The sequence below is a fragment of the Palleniella muris genome (assembly GCF_004792655.1).
Taxonomy (GTDB): Bacteria; Bacteroidota; Bacteroidia; order Bacteroidales; family Bacteroidaceae; genus Prevotella; species Prevotella muris_A.
On the sequence record NZ_SRZC01000005.1, the window covers coordinates 127,866 to 145,547 of the forward strand.

Sequence of the window (17,682 nt, forward strand, 5' to 3'; positions counted from 1 at the left end):
AGTATTTTTATACTTTGTTCTTGGAAAACATATTAATCGGACTCGGAGTGGTTCTCTTTAACATTACTTTGAATAAGCAGATTCCTCAACTGTTCCATATCCGGAACACTTTGAACTCTCATAATTGAATCTGCAGAATTGGATAGCAAATCATGCCATTCCTCCCAAAATTTACGCATATTACGTATATTTCTTGCGCTGAACCCTCTCAGTCCCGGCAATTCTTTCTTCAGTTGTTCTGCTATAAATTCTATATGACAACTGTATTGCATTAACCTGTTTCGCCGCTGTATATTGGCTCTTAAGTATAGCAGCCTTTATCCGCTCGACGGCATTATTATATATGTTCTTTCCTGCCATATCAATATTTTTATCAATTATGCTTATTCTTATGCAAAGATACTGATTTTCCTGGAATAAAAGATGGTCAATGGTGAAATAACGGACAAATAGCGAGGAATTTCACCCTCTTGCGCATTTTTTACAGTACACTTGCACTTATTCTGCACATCTCTTACGGCAATTATAGCGAACTTTGCAGAAGATATTATTTTCAATAATCAAAAACCTACAACAATGAAAAAAACAGCCAAAGCCATGCTGTACACGGGAGCGCTGCTGATAGCACTCCTCCATGCAGCCACCGCAGCAGCCGGACGGACGACAGTAGCCAAATGGGTGTTCTCCACAGGCTATGATGTCGTGAAGAAAGGCTCCACCGCCACCTACACACCGAACACCATCGGATGGTCGAAACTGCCCAACACGTACTGGTCGCAGACACAGCCGTACTTTCTGCCTAACGAGTGCGCCATGATGCAGGAGGACTGCAAGGTCACACTGCACACCTCCGACGGCAAATGGGAAGTGACAACAAGCGGCAACAACCCCAACTATCTGCTGCGCCTGAACACAGCCTCCACCAACAAGTTCACCGCCAAGACAGACTACACCGACGGCACGAAGCACGACCAGTACTTCGAAATCTCCATGCCGACAACGGCACTCACCAATGTCTGCCTTAACTTCTCCATAGGCGACGGCTCAAGCTCCGCGACAAAGTTCGGCGTGGTCTACTCTGTCGACGGCGGAAAGTCATGGACCGTACTTGACGACTACACATCGGGAGCACACTGGAACACATACAACGACGCCACATACGAACTCCAAGCAGACGACAAAGAGAGCCTCATCGTACGCCTGCTCATACAGTCGGCGACAAAGACCAGCAACTACAACCTTAAATATGTCAACATCCTTGCCGATGACACTCAGGCTCCGAAACTCACATCCATCACTCCTGCCGACGGCGCAACAGGGGTCGTGCCGTCAGGAAAGGTGATAATGCTCTTCAACGAAGGGGTGCAGGTCAGTGACGGTGCACTTGCCGTACTCACAAACAACGCGACAAAAACATCACAGGAAATAGCCCCTACGGTGAACGCCAACAAGGTCTCTTTCCCTTATTCAGAGCTTGACCTCACCACTTCCTACACTCTCACCCTGCCGGCAAAATCCGTCAGGGACCTCGCCGGAAATGTCCTCGAAACAGAAATCAAGACATCATTCGTGACCTCTGACACACGCCCTGTACCGCCACCAATACTCGAAAGCAAGAACCGCCTGTGGTACCACCGTCCTGCAAACTATTGGGAGGAGGCCCTGCCACTCGGTAACGGACGACTCGGAGCAATGGTGAGCGGCAGCGTCGCAAAGGACACATTGCAACTTAACGAGGACACATTCTGGGGACAGTCGCCTAACCGCAACCACAACGAGAACGCGAAATCCGTACTGAAGCATGTGCAGCAGTACATCTTCAACAAGGATTACACCTCGGCACAGAAACTCGCCATACCTAACTGGATGTCCAAAAGTTCACACGGTGCACAGTATCAGGCGGCAGGATGCGTGCTCCTCGGCTTCCCTGGACAACGCTACGATGATGAGGAGGCGGGACAGACCGACAACGCACGAGATGTGCAGGGTTATGTCCGCTCACTCAACCTTTCAACAGCCACAGCGACAACGACATACGTCCTTGACGGGGTAACCTACACACGCACCGTATTCACCTCATTTGAGGACAACGTTACACTGATGCGCCTCGAAGCGTCCGAAGCCGGGAAGCTGGACTTCAACGTATGCTTCGCAGCACCGATAAAGACAAACATGGTGAAGACGGGCATCAACAGAATCACCGAAGACGGCATGATAGAGGCTTCACTCGTGCCTGACAGGGAGAAGACAGAGAACATTGACAACCGCCTTAACTGCTTCACCTTTATAAAAGTCCTGAACGACGGCGGCACACTGAGCACCTCCGGCACTCAGAATGTCCTGCAGGGCGGACTGGTGGCAAGCAGGAACAACACTCCGACCATAGAGGTCAGCGGAGCGACAGCGGCAACCATAATCATCTCTTCTGCAACAAACTTCGTGAGCTATGACGATATCAGTGCCGACGCAGATGCAAAGGCTCTCGCATACATCACGGACTATCTTGCAAAAAACAAGACCTATGATGCTGCACTCGCAGGACATACAGCGAAGTATCAGGCGATGTTCAACCGTGTGAGCCTTGACCTCGGCTCTAACGCCACACAAGAGAAGAAAGACACGGAGACACGCATCCGGGAATTCCGCTCCACAGAGTCCGACCCGGGACTTGTCAGCAACTATTTCCAGTTCGGACGCTACCTGCTCATCTCCTCATCACAGCCGGGCACACAGCCTGCCAACCTGCAGGGAATATGGAATCCTAACGCACGCCAGTACCCGGCATGGGACTCCAAATATACTGCCAACATCAACGTGGAGATGAACTATTGGCCTGCCGAGGTTGCTAATCTCGCGGAGTGCCATGAGCCGTTCATCGACATGGTGAAGGATGTTGCCGTGACAGGCGCAGAGACTGCGGACAAGATGTATGGCGCAAGGGGATGGACTCTGCACCACAACACTGACCTCTGGCGCACCACAGGAGCTGTGGACAACAATTCCGTGGGCGTATGGCCGACATGCAACGCATGGTTCGCTTCCCACCTTTGGGAGAAATACCTGTTCTCCGGAGACAAGATTTACCTTGCGGAAATCTATCCTGTGCTGAAAGGCTGCGCACAGTTCTTCCAGGACTTCCTCGTGAAAGACCCGAACACCGGCTACATGGTCGTATGCCCGTCCAACTCTCCTGAGAATCATCCGGGACTCGCCAAGTACACCGACGACAACGGCAAGGAGATGAACTGTGCTCTCTTCGGCGGTGTGGCAATGGACAACCAGATGGTCTATGATGTCCTGAAGAACACTGCTGAGGCTGCACGCACACTCGGCACTGACGCTGATTTCGCGGCACAACTCGACGAACTGAAGACCAAACTCACGCCTTACAAGATAGGAAAATACGGTCAGGTGCAGGAATGGCAGGAGGATTGGGACAGGGAAACGAACTCTCACCGCCACCTCTCCCACCTTTGGGGTGCATATCCGGGCAATCAGGTGTCGCCATATACAAACACAAAGATATTCCAGGGCGTCCACAAGTCCCTCGTCGGACGCGGCGATGCGGCACGCGGATGGTCCATGGGATGGAAAGTGGGACTGTGGGCGCGTATGCTTGACGGCGACCACGCACTCTCAATCATCCGCAACCAGCTGCGCCTCATGGACCCTAACGCCACAATGAACGATGCTGACGGAGGAACTTACGCAAACATGTTCGACGCACACGCGCCGTTCCAGATTGACGGAAACTTCGGCTGCTGTGCAGGAATCGCTGAGATGCTCCTCCAGTCCCATGCCGGATTCATGCACCTCCTCCCGGCACTCCCGACAGCATGGGCTGACGGCGAGGTGAAGGGTCTGCGCTCACGCGGCGGATTCGAGGTGACCGAATTGCAGTGGAAGGGCGGTAAGGTAGTACGCCTGAAAGTGAAGTCCACCATTGGCGGCAACCTCCGTCTGCGCAGCAACACACCGCTGCAGATGGCTGACGGTACAGGCATCGCCATTGCCGAGGGCAGAAACAGCAACTCACTCATGCAGCCGTACAACATGCCTGAACCTATCGTTGTCAACGAAGCGAAGATTCCGCAGACCAACCTCCCGGAGACATGGCTCTACGACATTCCTACCACCGTGGGACAGGAAATTGAGCTTGTCGCTTCCGGCAGCACCGCAATCGGTGCCATAACTGCCGGAATCTCCGGCACAGACAGCTCCGCAGCCTTCTCCACCGACGGCAGACGTGTCACAGACTCCTACAAAGGAATCGTGATAAGAAAAGGTCAGAAACGTTCTTGCAAGAACCCGTTGTAAGTATTTGGACACTAATGACAAATAACAAAATCAGGGCACCGGCTGCATGGCAAACGGTGCCCTGATTTTGTTGTATATGGTGTCAGAAAAAAATAAAGACAAAAGAATTAATATTAATGTGACTTCGACGAATTTGCTGTATCTGACAAAAAGCAAAACACTATAAAAAGCACCGTGAAACGGTGACTCTTCGTTAACCCCACATGCTGCTTATGGCTGCATGTGGGGTGTCTCAGACAAGCGGTCTGCACCGTAAGACGGTGCCTCACACTGAAAGGGATTGTTATTGGCGTGAATCTACATGATAGTTTCTCATGCGGATTCATACGGATTAAGAAGATTACTTATGCCCTTGGGAATACATCATGCCTCATCCCCGGCACATTCCGTCATCACTTCAGCACAGAGACTATCACAGCACCCATTGTTGCGAGGGTGGAGCCGATGCTTACCCACATGGAAGCATTCTGTGCCGCTGTGCTCTGAGTGTTGCGCTCGGGGAGGACTATCTCGCAGCCCGGTTCCACCTTAGCACCGTCGCGAACCATCTTTGCGGAACCGTTCTGGTAGACGATGTACGCCCAGCGGCGGTTCTTCGCACCGCGTGCACCGCCCTGTGCCATGTAGTACTTTATGCCCTTTCCCTTGACAAACGGCACGGTGTTCTCATAAGGCACGGCACCGGTGACTCTCACCGTGTTGTTTGTCTCCTGCACAATGATGCGGTCACCGTCGCGGAGGATTATGTCGCCTGCACTTCCAGGTTCGTTGATGGACGCCTGAAGGTCCACTGCCACCTTGTACTCGTCCTGACGGAGGAACTGCTCAATAAGGAGGGAGTCGGCAAAAAGATACTTGCTTCCGCCGTCGGAAAGCTGCTGCGAACCGTTGCCGGCATAGGCGCGGTAGGCACGCTGCTCATCGAGTTTCTTAAGGCGTATGCGTTTCTCTTCTTCGTTCAACTTGCGCATGATATACACACCGTTAGGTGCTGCCTGTGCCGTTATGCCTCCACAGAGCTTCAGGACATCACTGACACGCGTGTTAGCCTTTGTCATGCCGTAGTGTCCGGCGGACATCACTTCGCCCTCGATGCTGACACTCATCTGCTCCACGTATGCCGCGTTGCGTGTCACATAGACCTCATCAAACGGCTGCAGCTTGAAACCTTCCTTGCCGTCGAGCACAAAACCGTCGACAAGCTGCATCTCGTAGGACTCCGTGCGCACGTTTCCGGTGGAAGAAGCGGAGGAGTCTGCCATGCGGCGGTTGACCTTGACGGTGGTGGATGCGGAGTTCTTGAGACCTCCTGCCTGCAGGATGAAGTCCTCGACGGTCATGCCGTCAGCATACTGGTATGTGCCCGGATAGTACACCTCGCCATAGATTTTCAGCTTTCGCTCACCTGTCAGTTCCTTTTGTGACGGGATGAAGAGCACATCCTCGTTGCACAATGGGATGTCAGCCACCGTGCCGTCCATGATGCCCTGAATGTCTACCGGAATAACTTCGAGAGTGCGGTCCTTCTTCATGCGGTGCATCACGGCATGCTGTGTGAAGGCATCCTCACGCAGTCCGTCGGCAATGGTGATAAGGCTGCGGACACTTGTTACCTCGCCACCCAACTGGTACTTGCCCGGACGGAACGCCGCACCTTTCAGTTCGACCATGTTGGAGTACCTCGGGAGTATGGAATCGACTGTCACAGAGTCCTCATCGGCTACCTTGAAGGATGCGAAATCGAACTCCGTCACGTTATATACGGAATATTCCTTGCCGTTCTTGCGGATGTCGCGGACACTCTTTGTGTAAGCGTCTCCGGTGAATCCGCCGGCGTACTTCAAGAGTGACTTCATGGATTCGGTAGATTTCATCTCGTACCACATAGGGCGCTTGACCTTACCGCTGATGTTCACAAGGCATTCGTAAGGGCCTACGACGATGACATCATTGTCGTGAAGGCGCACATTGCCTGTCAGTTTGCCGTTGAGGATATAGTCGTAGATATCGACATTTGACACCAGACGGCCGTTCCTGTACACCTTTATTCCGCGCAAAGTGCCAAGCTCATTGGTTCCGCCGGCCATGTAAAGAGCGTGGAAGACGCTTGCGAAAGCCGAGAGAGTATACGTTCCCGGAGCCTTCACCTCACCCATGACGTTGACCATGATGGTCTTTGTCTGCCCCACGGTCAGCTTCACCTTTGACGAAGCATAGCGAGAACCGAGTGTGGAGCGCAGCTTGCGGTTAGCCTGAGCCACGGAGAGACCGCTGAGCTGTATCGGTCCGAAGCCCTCGATGACAATCTCGCCGTCAGGGCTGACGGTGTAAGTTTCCGACTTCTGTGACGCTCCGTAGACATCCACTATCACTGCATCGCCCGGACCGAGGACATAGTTCTGCGGTGTGGCGATGTTCATGTTAGGCTCGAAGGACAAGTCCTTGTTGTTGAAGATGTCACGTCCGAACACCTTGCGCCTGCTCTTCAGCTTTTTCTCCAGCTTTTTCTCGAGGATAGTCAGAGAGTCCGGCATGAAATCGTTGAGTGCATCCACACCGTCATCCATGCTGTACTCATCATCATCCCCGCCATCCATGCGGCGGCTCAGCTCCGGATAGAACTCCTCCCCTCCGAGGGTGCTCTTTCCCTCCACGCTCTTTCCACCGCGCTTGGACGTGCCGTTGGCTGTCCGGCTGCGGTTGTCCGCGCCCTCTGTTGGTGTGGAAGAGGCACCGAGACTGCCGTTTTGCATCTTGGAATATTTCTTGCGCAACTGCTGCAGCCTGGTCACACTGACACCCTTCTGCATCAGTTTCGTGACAATCTGTGCCTGTGATGTCCCTTTCTTCTGTTCTTTCTGTACGAACTCGATAACCTTCGAGTCGGACATCGACTGTGCCATGGCATTTGTCATGGCAATGATGCTGATTAAAGCGATGATTAGGATTCGTTTCATTATAGTGTTTTCTTTTTTCTGCAAAATAGTTTACGGAAAGGCGGGCGCACTTTCCCTATACTGAATAACGGAAAGGCGCCTTGTTTATTTTATGGCAGTTGCAAAAATAATGCAAGCCGAATGCAAAATTAGTGCAAGCCGAATGCAATAGAGCTTGCTCTGAATTGCCGAGGTGCAGCCTATTTTATGCAAAAGTACAAAAAAATACGCAATCTTCCAATCTTTTACCAAGAATTGTTGCTTTGCACAAGGCAAAATGCCAAATGCAAAGAATCTGCCGGCATTGCGGGCAAAAGTCCCGATTGTCTTGGCTGTCATAATCCGGAAAGAGATTTGCAGGAATAAAAAGCGGAATGCAAAGAGTGACATAATGAAAGCTAACCATTTGTATAGCAAAAGGTAACGCCCGGCTTCTCAAAACGTAACCTTTGGCAATGCAAAGTGCCACCTTTCGTGACGCCACTCGCATTTTAACGTTTGTTGGATTTTCAGTTTGTCGAAAACGCTGCCATACCTGCCATTTTGCAAGCAATCATCCTGTTTTGGCTGCAAAATGGCAAAACAGAAAGATTGCATACTTTGGCAGTTCGTACTATCCCAAACTTGCGTAGGAACAGATAAAACCTGAAATATTTCAAACCCGGTTCGTAGTATTCTCAAAAATATTTGGCAGATACAATAAAAATCACTACATTTGCCATTGTGGACAGGTGAAAAGAGTTTTATCAGACCGCTTATATCTTACCCAACCGAAAACAAATCAGCATACTACAAACTAATCTTTAGTGTTCGTCTGTGTTATTAAGCAGCATTTCTGATATAGTAAAAAACAACAAATCATATCGTCATGACAGACAAAAAAGACATATCAGCCTTGTTTCACCGCTTCCGCGAGCTTGGCATCGAGCAGCAGATTGACTACAACAAGTTCTATCTGTACAGCATCATCACTCACTCGACAGCCATAGAGGGAAGCACAGTCACAGAGATAGAGAACCAACTTCTCTTCGATGAAGGCATTGCGCCTGCCGGCAAGAATGTGATGGAACAACTGATGAACCTCGATTTGAAAGCAGCTTACGAACAGGTTATGCAATATGCGCGTAATCGTGAGAGCATGAATGTGAAACTTCTTTGCGGACTTTCTGCTTTGGTACTGAAGAACACCGGTGCTCAATACAACGCATTTCAAGGTTCATTCGATGCTTCCAAAGGAGACCTTCGCCTCCTTAATGCAAGTGCCGATGCAGGCGGGCGTTCGTACATGAATTTCCTGAAAGTTCCTGCAAGGCTTGAGGAATTCTGTACCTGGCTCAATGCCGAACGTGAACGCATAACAGACAAAGATGTGCCGGCGTCATACGAATTGTCGTTCCGTGCACACTATCGTTTGGTTACAATCCACCCATGGGCAGACGGCAACGGACGCATGAGCCGTCTGGTGATGAATATGCTGCAATGGGAAAAGCATATTGTCCCAACCATTGTTTACAAGGAACACAAGGCTGCCTATATCCAAGCTCTTATGGATGCGCGCGAAAAAGAGGACGAAAATATCTTCTGTGACTTCATGTTCAGTGAGTTAGAGTACTGTCTCAGACTCTCGATTGCCGAATACGAAAAGAGCATGAGTGACGATGTCCCTGTAAATGTCCCTGTAAATGTCCCTGTAAATCCAAACGGTCGCAAGAGGAAAATCATAGAGATTATGGCAGCAAACGGCAATGTCACCATAAAGGAACTTGCTGAAAAATTAGGTGTAAACGAAAAGACTGTAAAACGCGACATCGCCACTCTGCGCAGTGAAGGCATCGTCAGCCGCATTGGTTCTGACAAGACCGGGCAATGGGTTGTCTCTCTAAAATAACGCAAGCCGGGCGTCCGCCTTATGAAATGATGTCATTTGCATTTCCTCAGCCCGAAGAGGAGGCAGGTGAGACGCAGCCCGAAGAGGTTCAGCAGCACGGATTTGACAAGGGAAGACATGCCGAAATAATTCTTTACAGCCACACGCACGTCGGGCAGAAGGAGGGCTCCTGTGATTTTACAGACATCAATCTGCACATTGAGGAGACGCATGTACAGACGGTGCCACCGGGGTGCACGGAGGTCTGTGGCAAGGACGTTGACGACAGACAGCTGTGCTTCAAGGAGTTGCAGCAGACCGGCATCATAGCTTTTTGATATGCCATTGCTGTTGTAGCGATAGAGATAAAGTCCTTGTGATGTGGTGTGGATGACAGGATTCATGGTAGCAAGTTTGACCATAAGCAGCACATCCTCGTAGTAACGGCCTGTAGTGAAAGAATCGCTGTCAAGCAGACCTTTCCTGAAAATCTTGTTACATGACCAGCAGTGCTCATAGCCATAGGCATCACTCCAATAATCTTTGAAAGTTAGGTATGTCTTTTCCTTTAACACATAAAGGTTCCCGCCGTCGTCAGGATGCATATAGTCCTGGTGGACAGAGTACTCAAGGATGTCGTATTCAGGATGTTCCGCAAGCATTTTTACGAGAGGTGCAAGCGTTTCCGGTGCCAGTTCGTCGTCACTGTCAATGAACGTCATGTAGTCACCTTCCGCAATTCCTATGCCATGGTTGCGTGCCGAGGACAGTCCGCCGTTGGTTTTGTGTACGGCACGTATCCTGCTGTCGCGCTCCACCCATCTGTCACACATTGCCGGACAGTTGTCAGGGGAGCCGTCATCGACGAGGATCATCTCCCAGTTCTTGAACGACTGCCCGATGACAGACTCCACGCAGCGGTCAAGATAGTCCTCGACCTTGTAGACAGGGATTATTATGGAAAGCAGGATTGGTTTCATCTTCTTGTTTTTTGACAAGCTGGCAGGTTGCCAAATTGACAAATTGTCGGGTTTCATCCTTCATAGCACAGATGTGGGAAAGCCTCCTTTATCTTGCGGAAATCGTCAGCAAGTTGCGGTTCTCTTGTCCATTGTCGCACACTCTTTACAGACACATCGGGATTGAGGCACTGCCGTTTGCGCGTATGCAATTCAGGTGAAAGGTCAAGATATTGTTCTATGCGCCCCACCTCATGGTCATAGTCGAGGATAAGATTCTCGAAACGCAGCGAGAGATATTCTTCCGAGTCAGGTGAAAAAGAGCCATACATTATCTTTGTCCATGTTATGAAATCCTCGGCACATCCATGAGGCATCCATTGCAGGTCAAGACGGTGGGCAATGCAGTAGACATCGCGCGGGTCACGATAGACTATGACTTGCTTAAGGTTAGGAACATACTGCCTGAACTCTTCTGTCTTACCGTTGCAGTCGGCAAACAGTTGGTCGAGCATTAGAAATGTACCTTTGCCGTTATGGAATCTGTTGAATATGGTGTTAAGCATCCTGCGGCATAGATGCCTGTACTCATCAAGGGACATGTCCTTAAGGAAATATATGTCCGCCGTGTCATAGAACCGCCCCATCACAGGGTTAATGGGACAGTCCTTAGCATCCTTGATTCGCAATGCCAGTATCTCGTCAAGGAACTTGAAGAAGCATGGACGCAGAGTCTCATGCTTTTGGAACAGTGTGGAGAAATTTATCAGTCCTATAAACTGTTTGACAGCTGCATCATTCCAATAGAAGCTGCGTGTCCTTAAATTATCAAACGCCTGCTCCAATTGCAACAGTCCTCCGGTAAGACGCAGGAAATCAATCTCTCCGGCATCATCCTCCGGATCGGCAAGACTTCCTTCAGGATCAACAGTTCCAAGCACGCTCTGTCCGTCATATTCCCTTATGAGGTCGACAACGGCACTTGCTCCAGTGGCACCGAAGCCCTCCACGGAGACAATCTGACGGAAGAGGCATTCCTCGTCCCATTGGAAATCATTGCCCAACGCTTTACATTCATCGTACATCTCCATAAAGCGTATGCGCTTTTTCTCTGCCACAATTCCGTATGGAAGGATGTCCCTTATCCGCTTCTTTAACTGCCTTTTTCTCTCGGAGGAAATCATGCTTGTCTGCTTTATTCTGTTATCTTCAGTTTCTTTTTAACCATTATTCCGCTTATTGCCACACTTGCCAAAGACAGTAATGCGCCAATGGTTATATATGCCATACCATGCAGACTGTATGCAATAGCATAGCATACAGCGGTATAGGTGGTCAATGTAGCAAGCACCACTGCCAATCGTTTGCCTATGGACACATTGTATTTCCATTTTGCGAAGATGAGGTTAACAATGATGTCTGTACTATGACTGACAAGCAGCCCCACACCTGTCCCTGTCACTCCTCCTAACTCATAGCCTATGATAAGTGCCGGAATGAACGAGAGATATGAAAGCCCTTGCAGAATCAGATATACCTTTGATTCTCCTGCAGCCAGCGGTATCAGTGCCGCAGGGATATAGAGCGCACGGAAAAGAAGCCCTATCGATGCTATCTGTGCCATGGGAATCATGGCATTGAACTCGCTGCTGAACAGCAGAGGGACTATCAGCGGCATGGCGAACATGGCGCATACAACAATTGGAAATATCAGTAGCAGCCCCATTTCCATCTGCCTGCAGACAGTCACACACCGTTGCCCCAAGTCATTGAAGACGCTTGACAGGCGTGGAAAGAAGTCTGTATCGAGGGACGCAAAGACCACTCCGGCATACGTAAGTGTCAGTGTCACGCCGGAATTATAAAGCCCTACCATCTCCAATGAGCCATGGCTGTTAATGTACGACTGCACTGTCAGTTTCGACCCTGATGCTATAAAGGCAGAAAGAACGAACGACAGACCGATGATGAGCATTGTCTTTCCTTTGGCAAGATGTGATTTCTTGAAGCAGAAACGCGGCTTCTCTATGCGGTAGGAGAACGCCATCGTCGTTGCTGCCATGGAGAATGTCATAAGCACAAGGGCAGCCGCCACACCGTCGATGCCCCAGTAATAGTAGACCGGAATTGTCGTAAGTATGCCTGCTATGACATGGACGATGGAGACTGTCGCTATGAGCTTGAGTTTCTGCAGCCCGCGCAGCACCACAAGTTCGCCACAGGTGAGGGTGGAAAAGGCTACGGCAAAAGAGATTATGCGGTAGCCGTTGGCATGGCTGCCGTCAGAGAATGTCAGCCAGGAGATTGGTTCTGCCAAAAGGAATGTCAGCAGGAAACCGGCAATGGCGAATATCATTGACCATGAGCGCGTAAGCATCACTGCATCGTGAAGCCGTGCCTCACCGCCCTCCTTGTCCCTCTCGCCGAGAGCCTTGGCTATCTCTCGCGTGCCGCTTGTGTCCATACCAAGGTTTGTGGAGGAATGGATAAGCTCGCGTGTCTCATTGTATATGGCGTTGAGCCCTATTCCCGCAGGACCGAGAAGCAGGGCAGCCAGCTTCGCCCTGCCGATGTTCAGCAGGATGCTCAGTCCCTGCACACCGCTGAAAAGGCTTATTGCCTTCAATATGCTCTTATAACTGTTTGATGTCATTGATTGTTTGTTGGTTCTTGAATCTCCAGCACATAGCTTCTGCACGCCACACAACTGCCGCCGAAGCCTTCTTTCTGCATGACAAGCCCTTCGTTAATGGCTGTGTCGTCCTTAGCCATGCTTGTGCCGAACTCAAAATATCTGTACTGCGGAAACTCTGAAAAATGCTCCATGAGTGCGAGCATCAGGAAGTCAAGCGCGTTTGTGCGCTTCCCCTCGGGTGAGGCGGAGATGTATTGCGTCCTGACTGTCCGGTGCGTGATGAACAGCACCGTGCCGCCCACCACCGTACCGTCAGGGGATTTTACAGTACAGCAGATGATGTTTTCGGGGAATCTTTGCTGCAGGAAAGTCATCTCCTCAAAGGTGTGCACAGGGGCAGCGTCAAACCTTTCACGCAGGTTGTCCGTGAGAATCTGCCAGAAATCAGCCAACGGTGCGCCTATTTCCACACCGTAACCCTCACGCCTCAACTTGTTGCAATAAGTCTTTTTGCGCGAGGCTGTATGCCTTTCCTTGTTGCGGAGGTCAACAGCGGTCATCACCGCACAGTGCTCTGTCCTTGCCCCCATGCGCCAAAGCCAATAGCTGTCCTCCTCGGCGGGCAAGAGATGATAGACGGTCGGCATCTGCTTGTAATGCCATTGGCGGAAACCGTTCTCACAAAGATAGTCCGCAACGGCACGGAACATCTCGCCGACCTCTGCCGTATGGCACTTTCTTCCGAGGACAAAACCGCCGTAGGTCAGACCTTTATGGGAATGCAAAACCTTTGCCCCACCCTCATTACGCACCTCGTTGGCAGGAAGAAGAGCGGCAAGTTTCCCCTTGAAATCATAGAGCATCAGCGAATGGTCAACAAACCTGTCGCTATGGTAGTCCATATATCCGCGCAGGAAAAGGAATGTCCCGTTCTTCGCCTTTTCCACAAAAGCGTCCCATTCCTTGGCATGGCATGCAGTGTAGCGCACCACTTTCATCACAGCCCCCTCCATTTCAGGAACGCATCAAACTGCCTTATATAGTCGCCTTCGTCATAATCATGACTGGCGAGCACAAGGCACAGCGCACCCGTGGTGAACTCCCGCTCATGCGCCCATATTCCCGGCGGCACGAGAAGCCCCTGATACGGACGGTTAAGCGTGATGACCCGCTCCTCCTTTCCGTCAGAGAGAAACACCTCAAGTGCACCTGAGGCAGCAATGATAAACTGCCAGCACTCCTTGTGGGCGTGCGCTCCGCGGTCCTTGCCGGCAGGGACATCATAGATGTAGAACACGCGCTTGATAGGGAACGGCACCTGCACATTCTCATAAATGTACGTAAGGCTTCCCCTTGGGTCTTCTTCCTTTGGCAAAGAGATTATCTTGCAGTCATTAATGTTCATAGGCATGGCTGTATTTTGTATATGGTAATGTCACAGCATGGCATTGGCATCATGATCAATGGTGCACAGCCGGCTATAGAGTGCAAATTTACAAAATATTCTTGAAAAACCTTCCCTTTAATGGCAAAAAGTTGCGGACACAGGCTTATTATGGCAGGAATCACGGCATGAACCATTGCGTTTGTTTGGGTGGATTTGTCACATGCCGGATTCGCAAGAATCTGCATGGTGGCTGTTGGTTTGCAACCACCGTGCGGACTAAGGTACACAAAGAGGGGGTCACCCTGCAAATGAATGCAGGACAACCCCTCATCCCATTTTATGTTCGAACCCGTGGTATGGGTTTCTATGCTTTTGACTTACATGTTGAATTTGTAGCCCAATGTGATTTGGAACACGCTGTTCTTTGAGTTGGCATCTTTGAACACCTTTGTCAGCCCCCAGTTGTAGCGCGCGTCAAGCACGAGGTTGCTAAACTCGTAGGATGCGCCGACAGGGATGGAGAAGTCAAATGATTTCACGCCATCGATGTCATCGCTGGCAGATGCACTTCCCTTTTCCACCTTGTATTTGTGCGTGACATTGAATCCCGGCTGCACGCCGACCTTCAGTGCGAGCCCCTTCGTGACATAGATGTTGGCAAGGATAGGGATGTTGATGTAGTCGAGTTTGATGGTCTCATCCACTCCGTCCTCTGAGGCCGTGGCTCCCTGCATGGAGTAGAGCAGTCCTGCGGAAAGACTGATACGGTCTTCAATCTGGTACTCAGCCTCAGCGCCGACAGCGAGACCTATCCTGCTATCCGCACCGTCAGCCTTTGTCAGGCTGGCAATGTTCATGCCCACTTTAGGCTGGATGGTGATGGAACCCACTTCGTGCTGTGCATAGGCACCGACAGAAGTCATGATGATTGCGGCTAAAAGAAGTAACTTTTTCATGATACTGTGGTTTTAAGAGGTTAATGATATTATATTGTTAATTCTGTTGGCAAATGTAATACAAAAATCCGAATCACCCAAAACATTTGTGTCTTTTTTCTTGTTTTTTTTGAAAAAGATACAAAAATGCCATGCCAAATGATGTTTTTTATCATTTCCGCAACGGTACATCAGAAAACGGCAGTGACAATTCACCGTGCGGAAGGTAAGGATTTGCCCCATAAAAGGTAAGGATTTGCATAACAAAAGGTGACACTTTGCATGGCAAAGCGTCACCTTTTGTTACATCATGGTTATCACATTGATTGTCAAAGCATTACATCATGCAGAAAGAAAGCACGGTGCTTACTACCCGAAGAAGCCCGGCTGTGTGTACTTTATGCCAAGCTCATTGTCCACGGTGGCAATGATGCCCTGCACCTGTGCCAAGCCGAACATGCGGCCGAGGAATGAGTAGCCTGCGTTGTAGCCCTTGTCCTCGTCGCCAAGCATGGTCATGCCGTGGTCGACACGCATAGGGAGCTTCTGTGTGGAAGGCTTGCGAGTCTGCATGCGACGCTGCTCCTCCTTCTCAAAGATGCGTGCGAGTTCGATGAGGTTGGCACGTCCGCCGAGGTGGCTTGCCTCAGTGAAGTCGCCGTTAGGGAAGATGTAGCAGGAGCGGAGGTGCACGAAATGAGTCCTTTCGTGGAACTTCTCGGCAAGCGGAGTGAGGTCGTTGTGACCGCCGGCGGAGAGAGAGCCGGCGCAGAATGTCAGACCGTTGTGTTCGTTTGGCACAGCGTCGAGGAACCATTGTATGTCCTCTTCGCAGTTGACGATGCGTGGCAGACCGAGGATTGGGAACGGTGGGTCGTCAGGATGCACGCACATGTCGATGTCATACTCGTCGCATATCGGCATGATTGCCTCAAGCCATGTCTTCATGTTATTGCGGAGGTCATCCTTTGTCACACCTTTATATAATGCGAGGAGTTCGCGGAACAGCTCGACAGGCTTCTCGTCGCCCTCCTTGAAGTTGCCGGAGACGAAGCCCTGGGTCTTTATGACGATGTTCTCCACAAGCTCGCGGTCGTACTGTGCGTCAGCCTTCGCGCGGATAGCCTCCACCTCTGCCATGAGGTCACGTCCCTGCAGAGCCTTTGAAGCGTTGGAGCCGTTGCCCTCGACAATGGCTTTCCACTCCTCGGCAGCTCCTTCGCGCTTGAGGATATGTATGTCGAAATAAGCGAATTCCGCCCAGTTGAAGTAGAGGTTGCTTGCTCCGTTGGGGTTGTCGTGAAGGAGGTCGGTGCGCGCCCAGTCCAGCACCGGCATGAAGTTGTAGCACACGCAGTGTATGCCTTCCTTGCCAAGATTGGCAAGTGACTCCTTGTAGACCTCTATCTGTTGGTCACGGTCAGGGCCGCCGTACTTTATTGTCTCTGTCACGGGGAGTGACTCTACGACGCTCCAGCGCATGCCGTAGCTCTCGATGTATTCCTTGAGGTCGCGGATTTTCTCACGTGTCCACACTTCGCCGAGCGGCACATCGTGCAGTGCGGTGACTATACCTTCCACGCCTATCTGTTTAAGCATGGCAAGAGTAATCTTGTCGTTCTTGCCAAACCAACGCCATGTTTTTTCCATATTGGGTTGTTTTTGGGTTTTGGGTCAGTAATGTCAGTATTGTCACTATTGTCAGAATGGACAGTACTGTCAATACTGACGTTACTGACAATTTTTCTTTACATCGCTGTCACATTGAATCCTCCGTCGACAACAGCCACTGTGCCGGTAACGAACTTCGCAGCGTCGGACATGAGGTAGTGGATTGTTCCGCAGAGCTCTTCAGGTTCGCCCATGCGTGAGAACGGAGTCTGACGGATGACATCCTGACCGCGCTGAGTATAAGAGCCGTCAGGGTTGGTGAGCAGGGTGCGGTTCTGTTCTGTGATGAAGAAGCCCGGAGCAATTGCGTTTATGCGGATTCCCTCGCCAAACTTGCGTGCAGCCTCCTGTGCCAGCCAGCCCGTGAAGCTGTTGATGCCGCTCTTTGCTGCCGAGTAGCCGCAGACGCGTGTGATAGGACGGAATGCCGACATTGACGAGAAGTTGATGACACTTCCCTTGCCCTGCTTGACCATAGGCTTGAGGAATATGCGTGTAGGGATTACTGTTCCGGTGAGGTTAAGGTTCAGCACCGCCTGGAACTGGTCAGGCTGCAGGTCGAAGAAGGTCTGGTCGGGTGCGATGACTGCTCCTGCCATGTTGCCTCCGGCAGCATTGAGGAGAGTGTCCACCTTGCCGTATTTCTCCACAATATAGTCACAGGCAGCCTGCACAGCCTCCTCGTTCATGACGTCCATCTTCACGAACTCGCATGCGCCTCCTGCGCTTTGGATGTCAGCGACAATCTCATTGCCGACTTCCTCCTTGCGTCCGCCGATGATTACTTTTGCACCTTCGAGTGCCAGATACTTTGCTATGCAGCGGCCGAGGATGCCCGTTCCGCCGGTGATGACTACAACGTAGTCCTTGATGTTGAAAAGGTTTGCCATTGTATTATATTTTGGGTTATGGTTTTGGGGTTTCTGACAATTTTGTCAATGGTGACAGTAGTGTCAGTATTGTCCGTGATGTCAG

The 17,682-nt window shown here is 50.8% G+C and carries 11 protein-coding genes and 1 pseudogene; 2 read left to right on the top strand and 10 right to left on the bottom strand.

Going from position 1 to position 17,682, the window contains the following annotated elements; genetic code table 11:
- Positions 1-140: 140 nt before the first annotated feature.
- A pseudogene (locus tag E5358_RS04405) lies at positions 141-360 on the bottom strand (DUF1016 N-terminal domain-containing protein); the annotation flags it as partial.
- Between the two features lie 216 nt (positions 361-576).
- On the opposite strand from E5358_RS04405, the gene E5358_RS04410 reads away from it, so the two are divergent.
- Positions 577-4,317 (top strand): glycosyl hydrolase family 95 catalytic domain-containing protein, encoded by a 3,741-nt coding sequence (locus tag E5358_RS04410; RefSeq protein WP_135939074.1) that lies wholly within the window; start codon positions 577-579, stop codon positions 4,315-4,317.
- 392 nt (positions 4,318-4,709) lie between these two features.
- Here the strand turns inward: E5358_RS04410 and E5358_RS04415 are convergent, their stop codons facing one another.
- A complete protein-coding gene (locus tag E5358_RS04415) occupies positions 4,710-7,274 on the bottom strand; it encodes an SLBB domain-containing protein (protein ID WP_135939075.1) in 2,565 nt (854 codons plus the stop codon).
- Positions 7,275-8,121: 847 nt separating this feature from the next.
- Here E5358_RS04415 and E5358_RS04420 point away from each other — a divergent pair.
- The gene (locus tag E5358_RS04420; RefSeq protein WP_135939076.1) at positions 8,122-9,141 is read left to right on the top strand and encodes a Fic family protein; all 1,020 of its coding nucleotides are present in this window, start codon (positions 8,122-8,124) and stop codon (positions 9,139-9,141) included.
- A 32-nt stretch (positions 9,142-9,173) separates the two neighbouring features.
- On the opposite strand, the gene E5358_RS04425 is transcribed toward E5358_RS04420, so the two are convergent.
- The 8 genes from E5358_RS04425 to E5358_RS04460 form a co-directional block, all read right to left on the bottom strand.
- Positions 9,174-10,100, bottom strand: coding sequence for a glycosyltransferase family 2 protein (locus E5358_RS04425; protein ID WP_168354581.1), 927 nt, complete (start codon positions 10,098-10,100; stop codon positions 9,174-9,176).
- A gap of 53 nt (positions 10,101-10,153) precedes the next feature.
- On the bottom strand, positions 10,154-11,263 hold the full coding sequence (locus tag E5358_RS04430; protein WP_135939078.1) for a hypothetical protein: 1,110 nt from the start codon (positions 11,261-11,263) through the stop codon (positions 10,154-10,156).
- An 11-nt stretch (positions 11,264-11,274) separates the two neighbouring features.
- The gene (locus E5358_RS04435; protein ID WP_135939079.1) at positions 11,275-12,732 is read right to left on the bottom strand and encodes an oligosaccharide flippase family protein; all 1,458 of its coding nucleotides are present in this window, start codon (positions 12,730-12,732) and stop codon (positions 11,275-11,277) included.
- On the bottom strand, positions 12,729-13,715 hold the full coding sequence (locus E5358_RS04440; RefSeq protein WP_168354582.1) for a GNAT family N-acetyltransferase: 987 nt from the start codon (positions 13,713-13,715) through the stop codon (positions 12,729-12,731). Before E5358_RS04440 ends, E5358_RS04435 begins: the two co-directional genes overlap by 4 nt.
- Positions 13,712-14,125, bottom strand: a complete 414-nt coding sequence (locus E5358_RS04445) for a sugar 3,4-ketoisomerase (RefSeq protein WP_338400490.1) — start codon at positions 14,123-14,125, stop codon at positions 13,712-13,714. Before E5358_RS04445 ends, E5358_RS04440 begins: the two co-directional genes overlap by 4 nt.
- A 353-nt stretch (positions 14,126-14,478) precedes the next feature.
- Positions 14,479-15,057 (bottom strand): porin family protein, encoded by a 579-nt coding sequence (locus E5358_RS04450; RefSeq protein WP_135939081.1) that lies wholly within the window; start codon positions 15,055-15,057, stop codon positions 14,479-14,481.
- Positions 15,058-15,405: 348 nt separating this feature from the next.
- Positions 15,406-16,686, bottom strand: coding sequence for a mannonate dehydratase (gene uxuA, locus E5358_RS04455; RefSeq protein WP_135939082.1), 1,281 nt, complete (start codon positions 16,684-16,686; stop codon positions 15,406-15,408).
- Between the two features lie 98 nt (positions 16,687-16,784).
- Positions 16,785-17,597, bottom strand: coding sequence for an SDR family oxidoreductase (locus tag E5358_RS04460; protein ID WP_135939083.1), 813 nt, complete (start codon positions 17,595-17,597; stop codon positions 16,785-16,787).
- Positions 17,598-17,682: the final 85 nt, after the last annotated feature.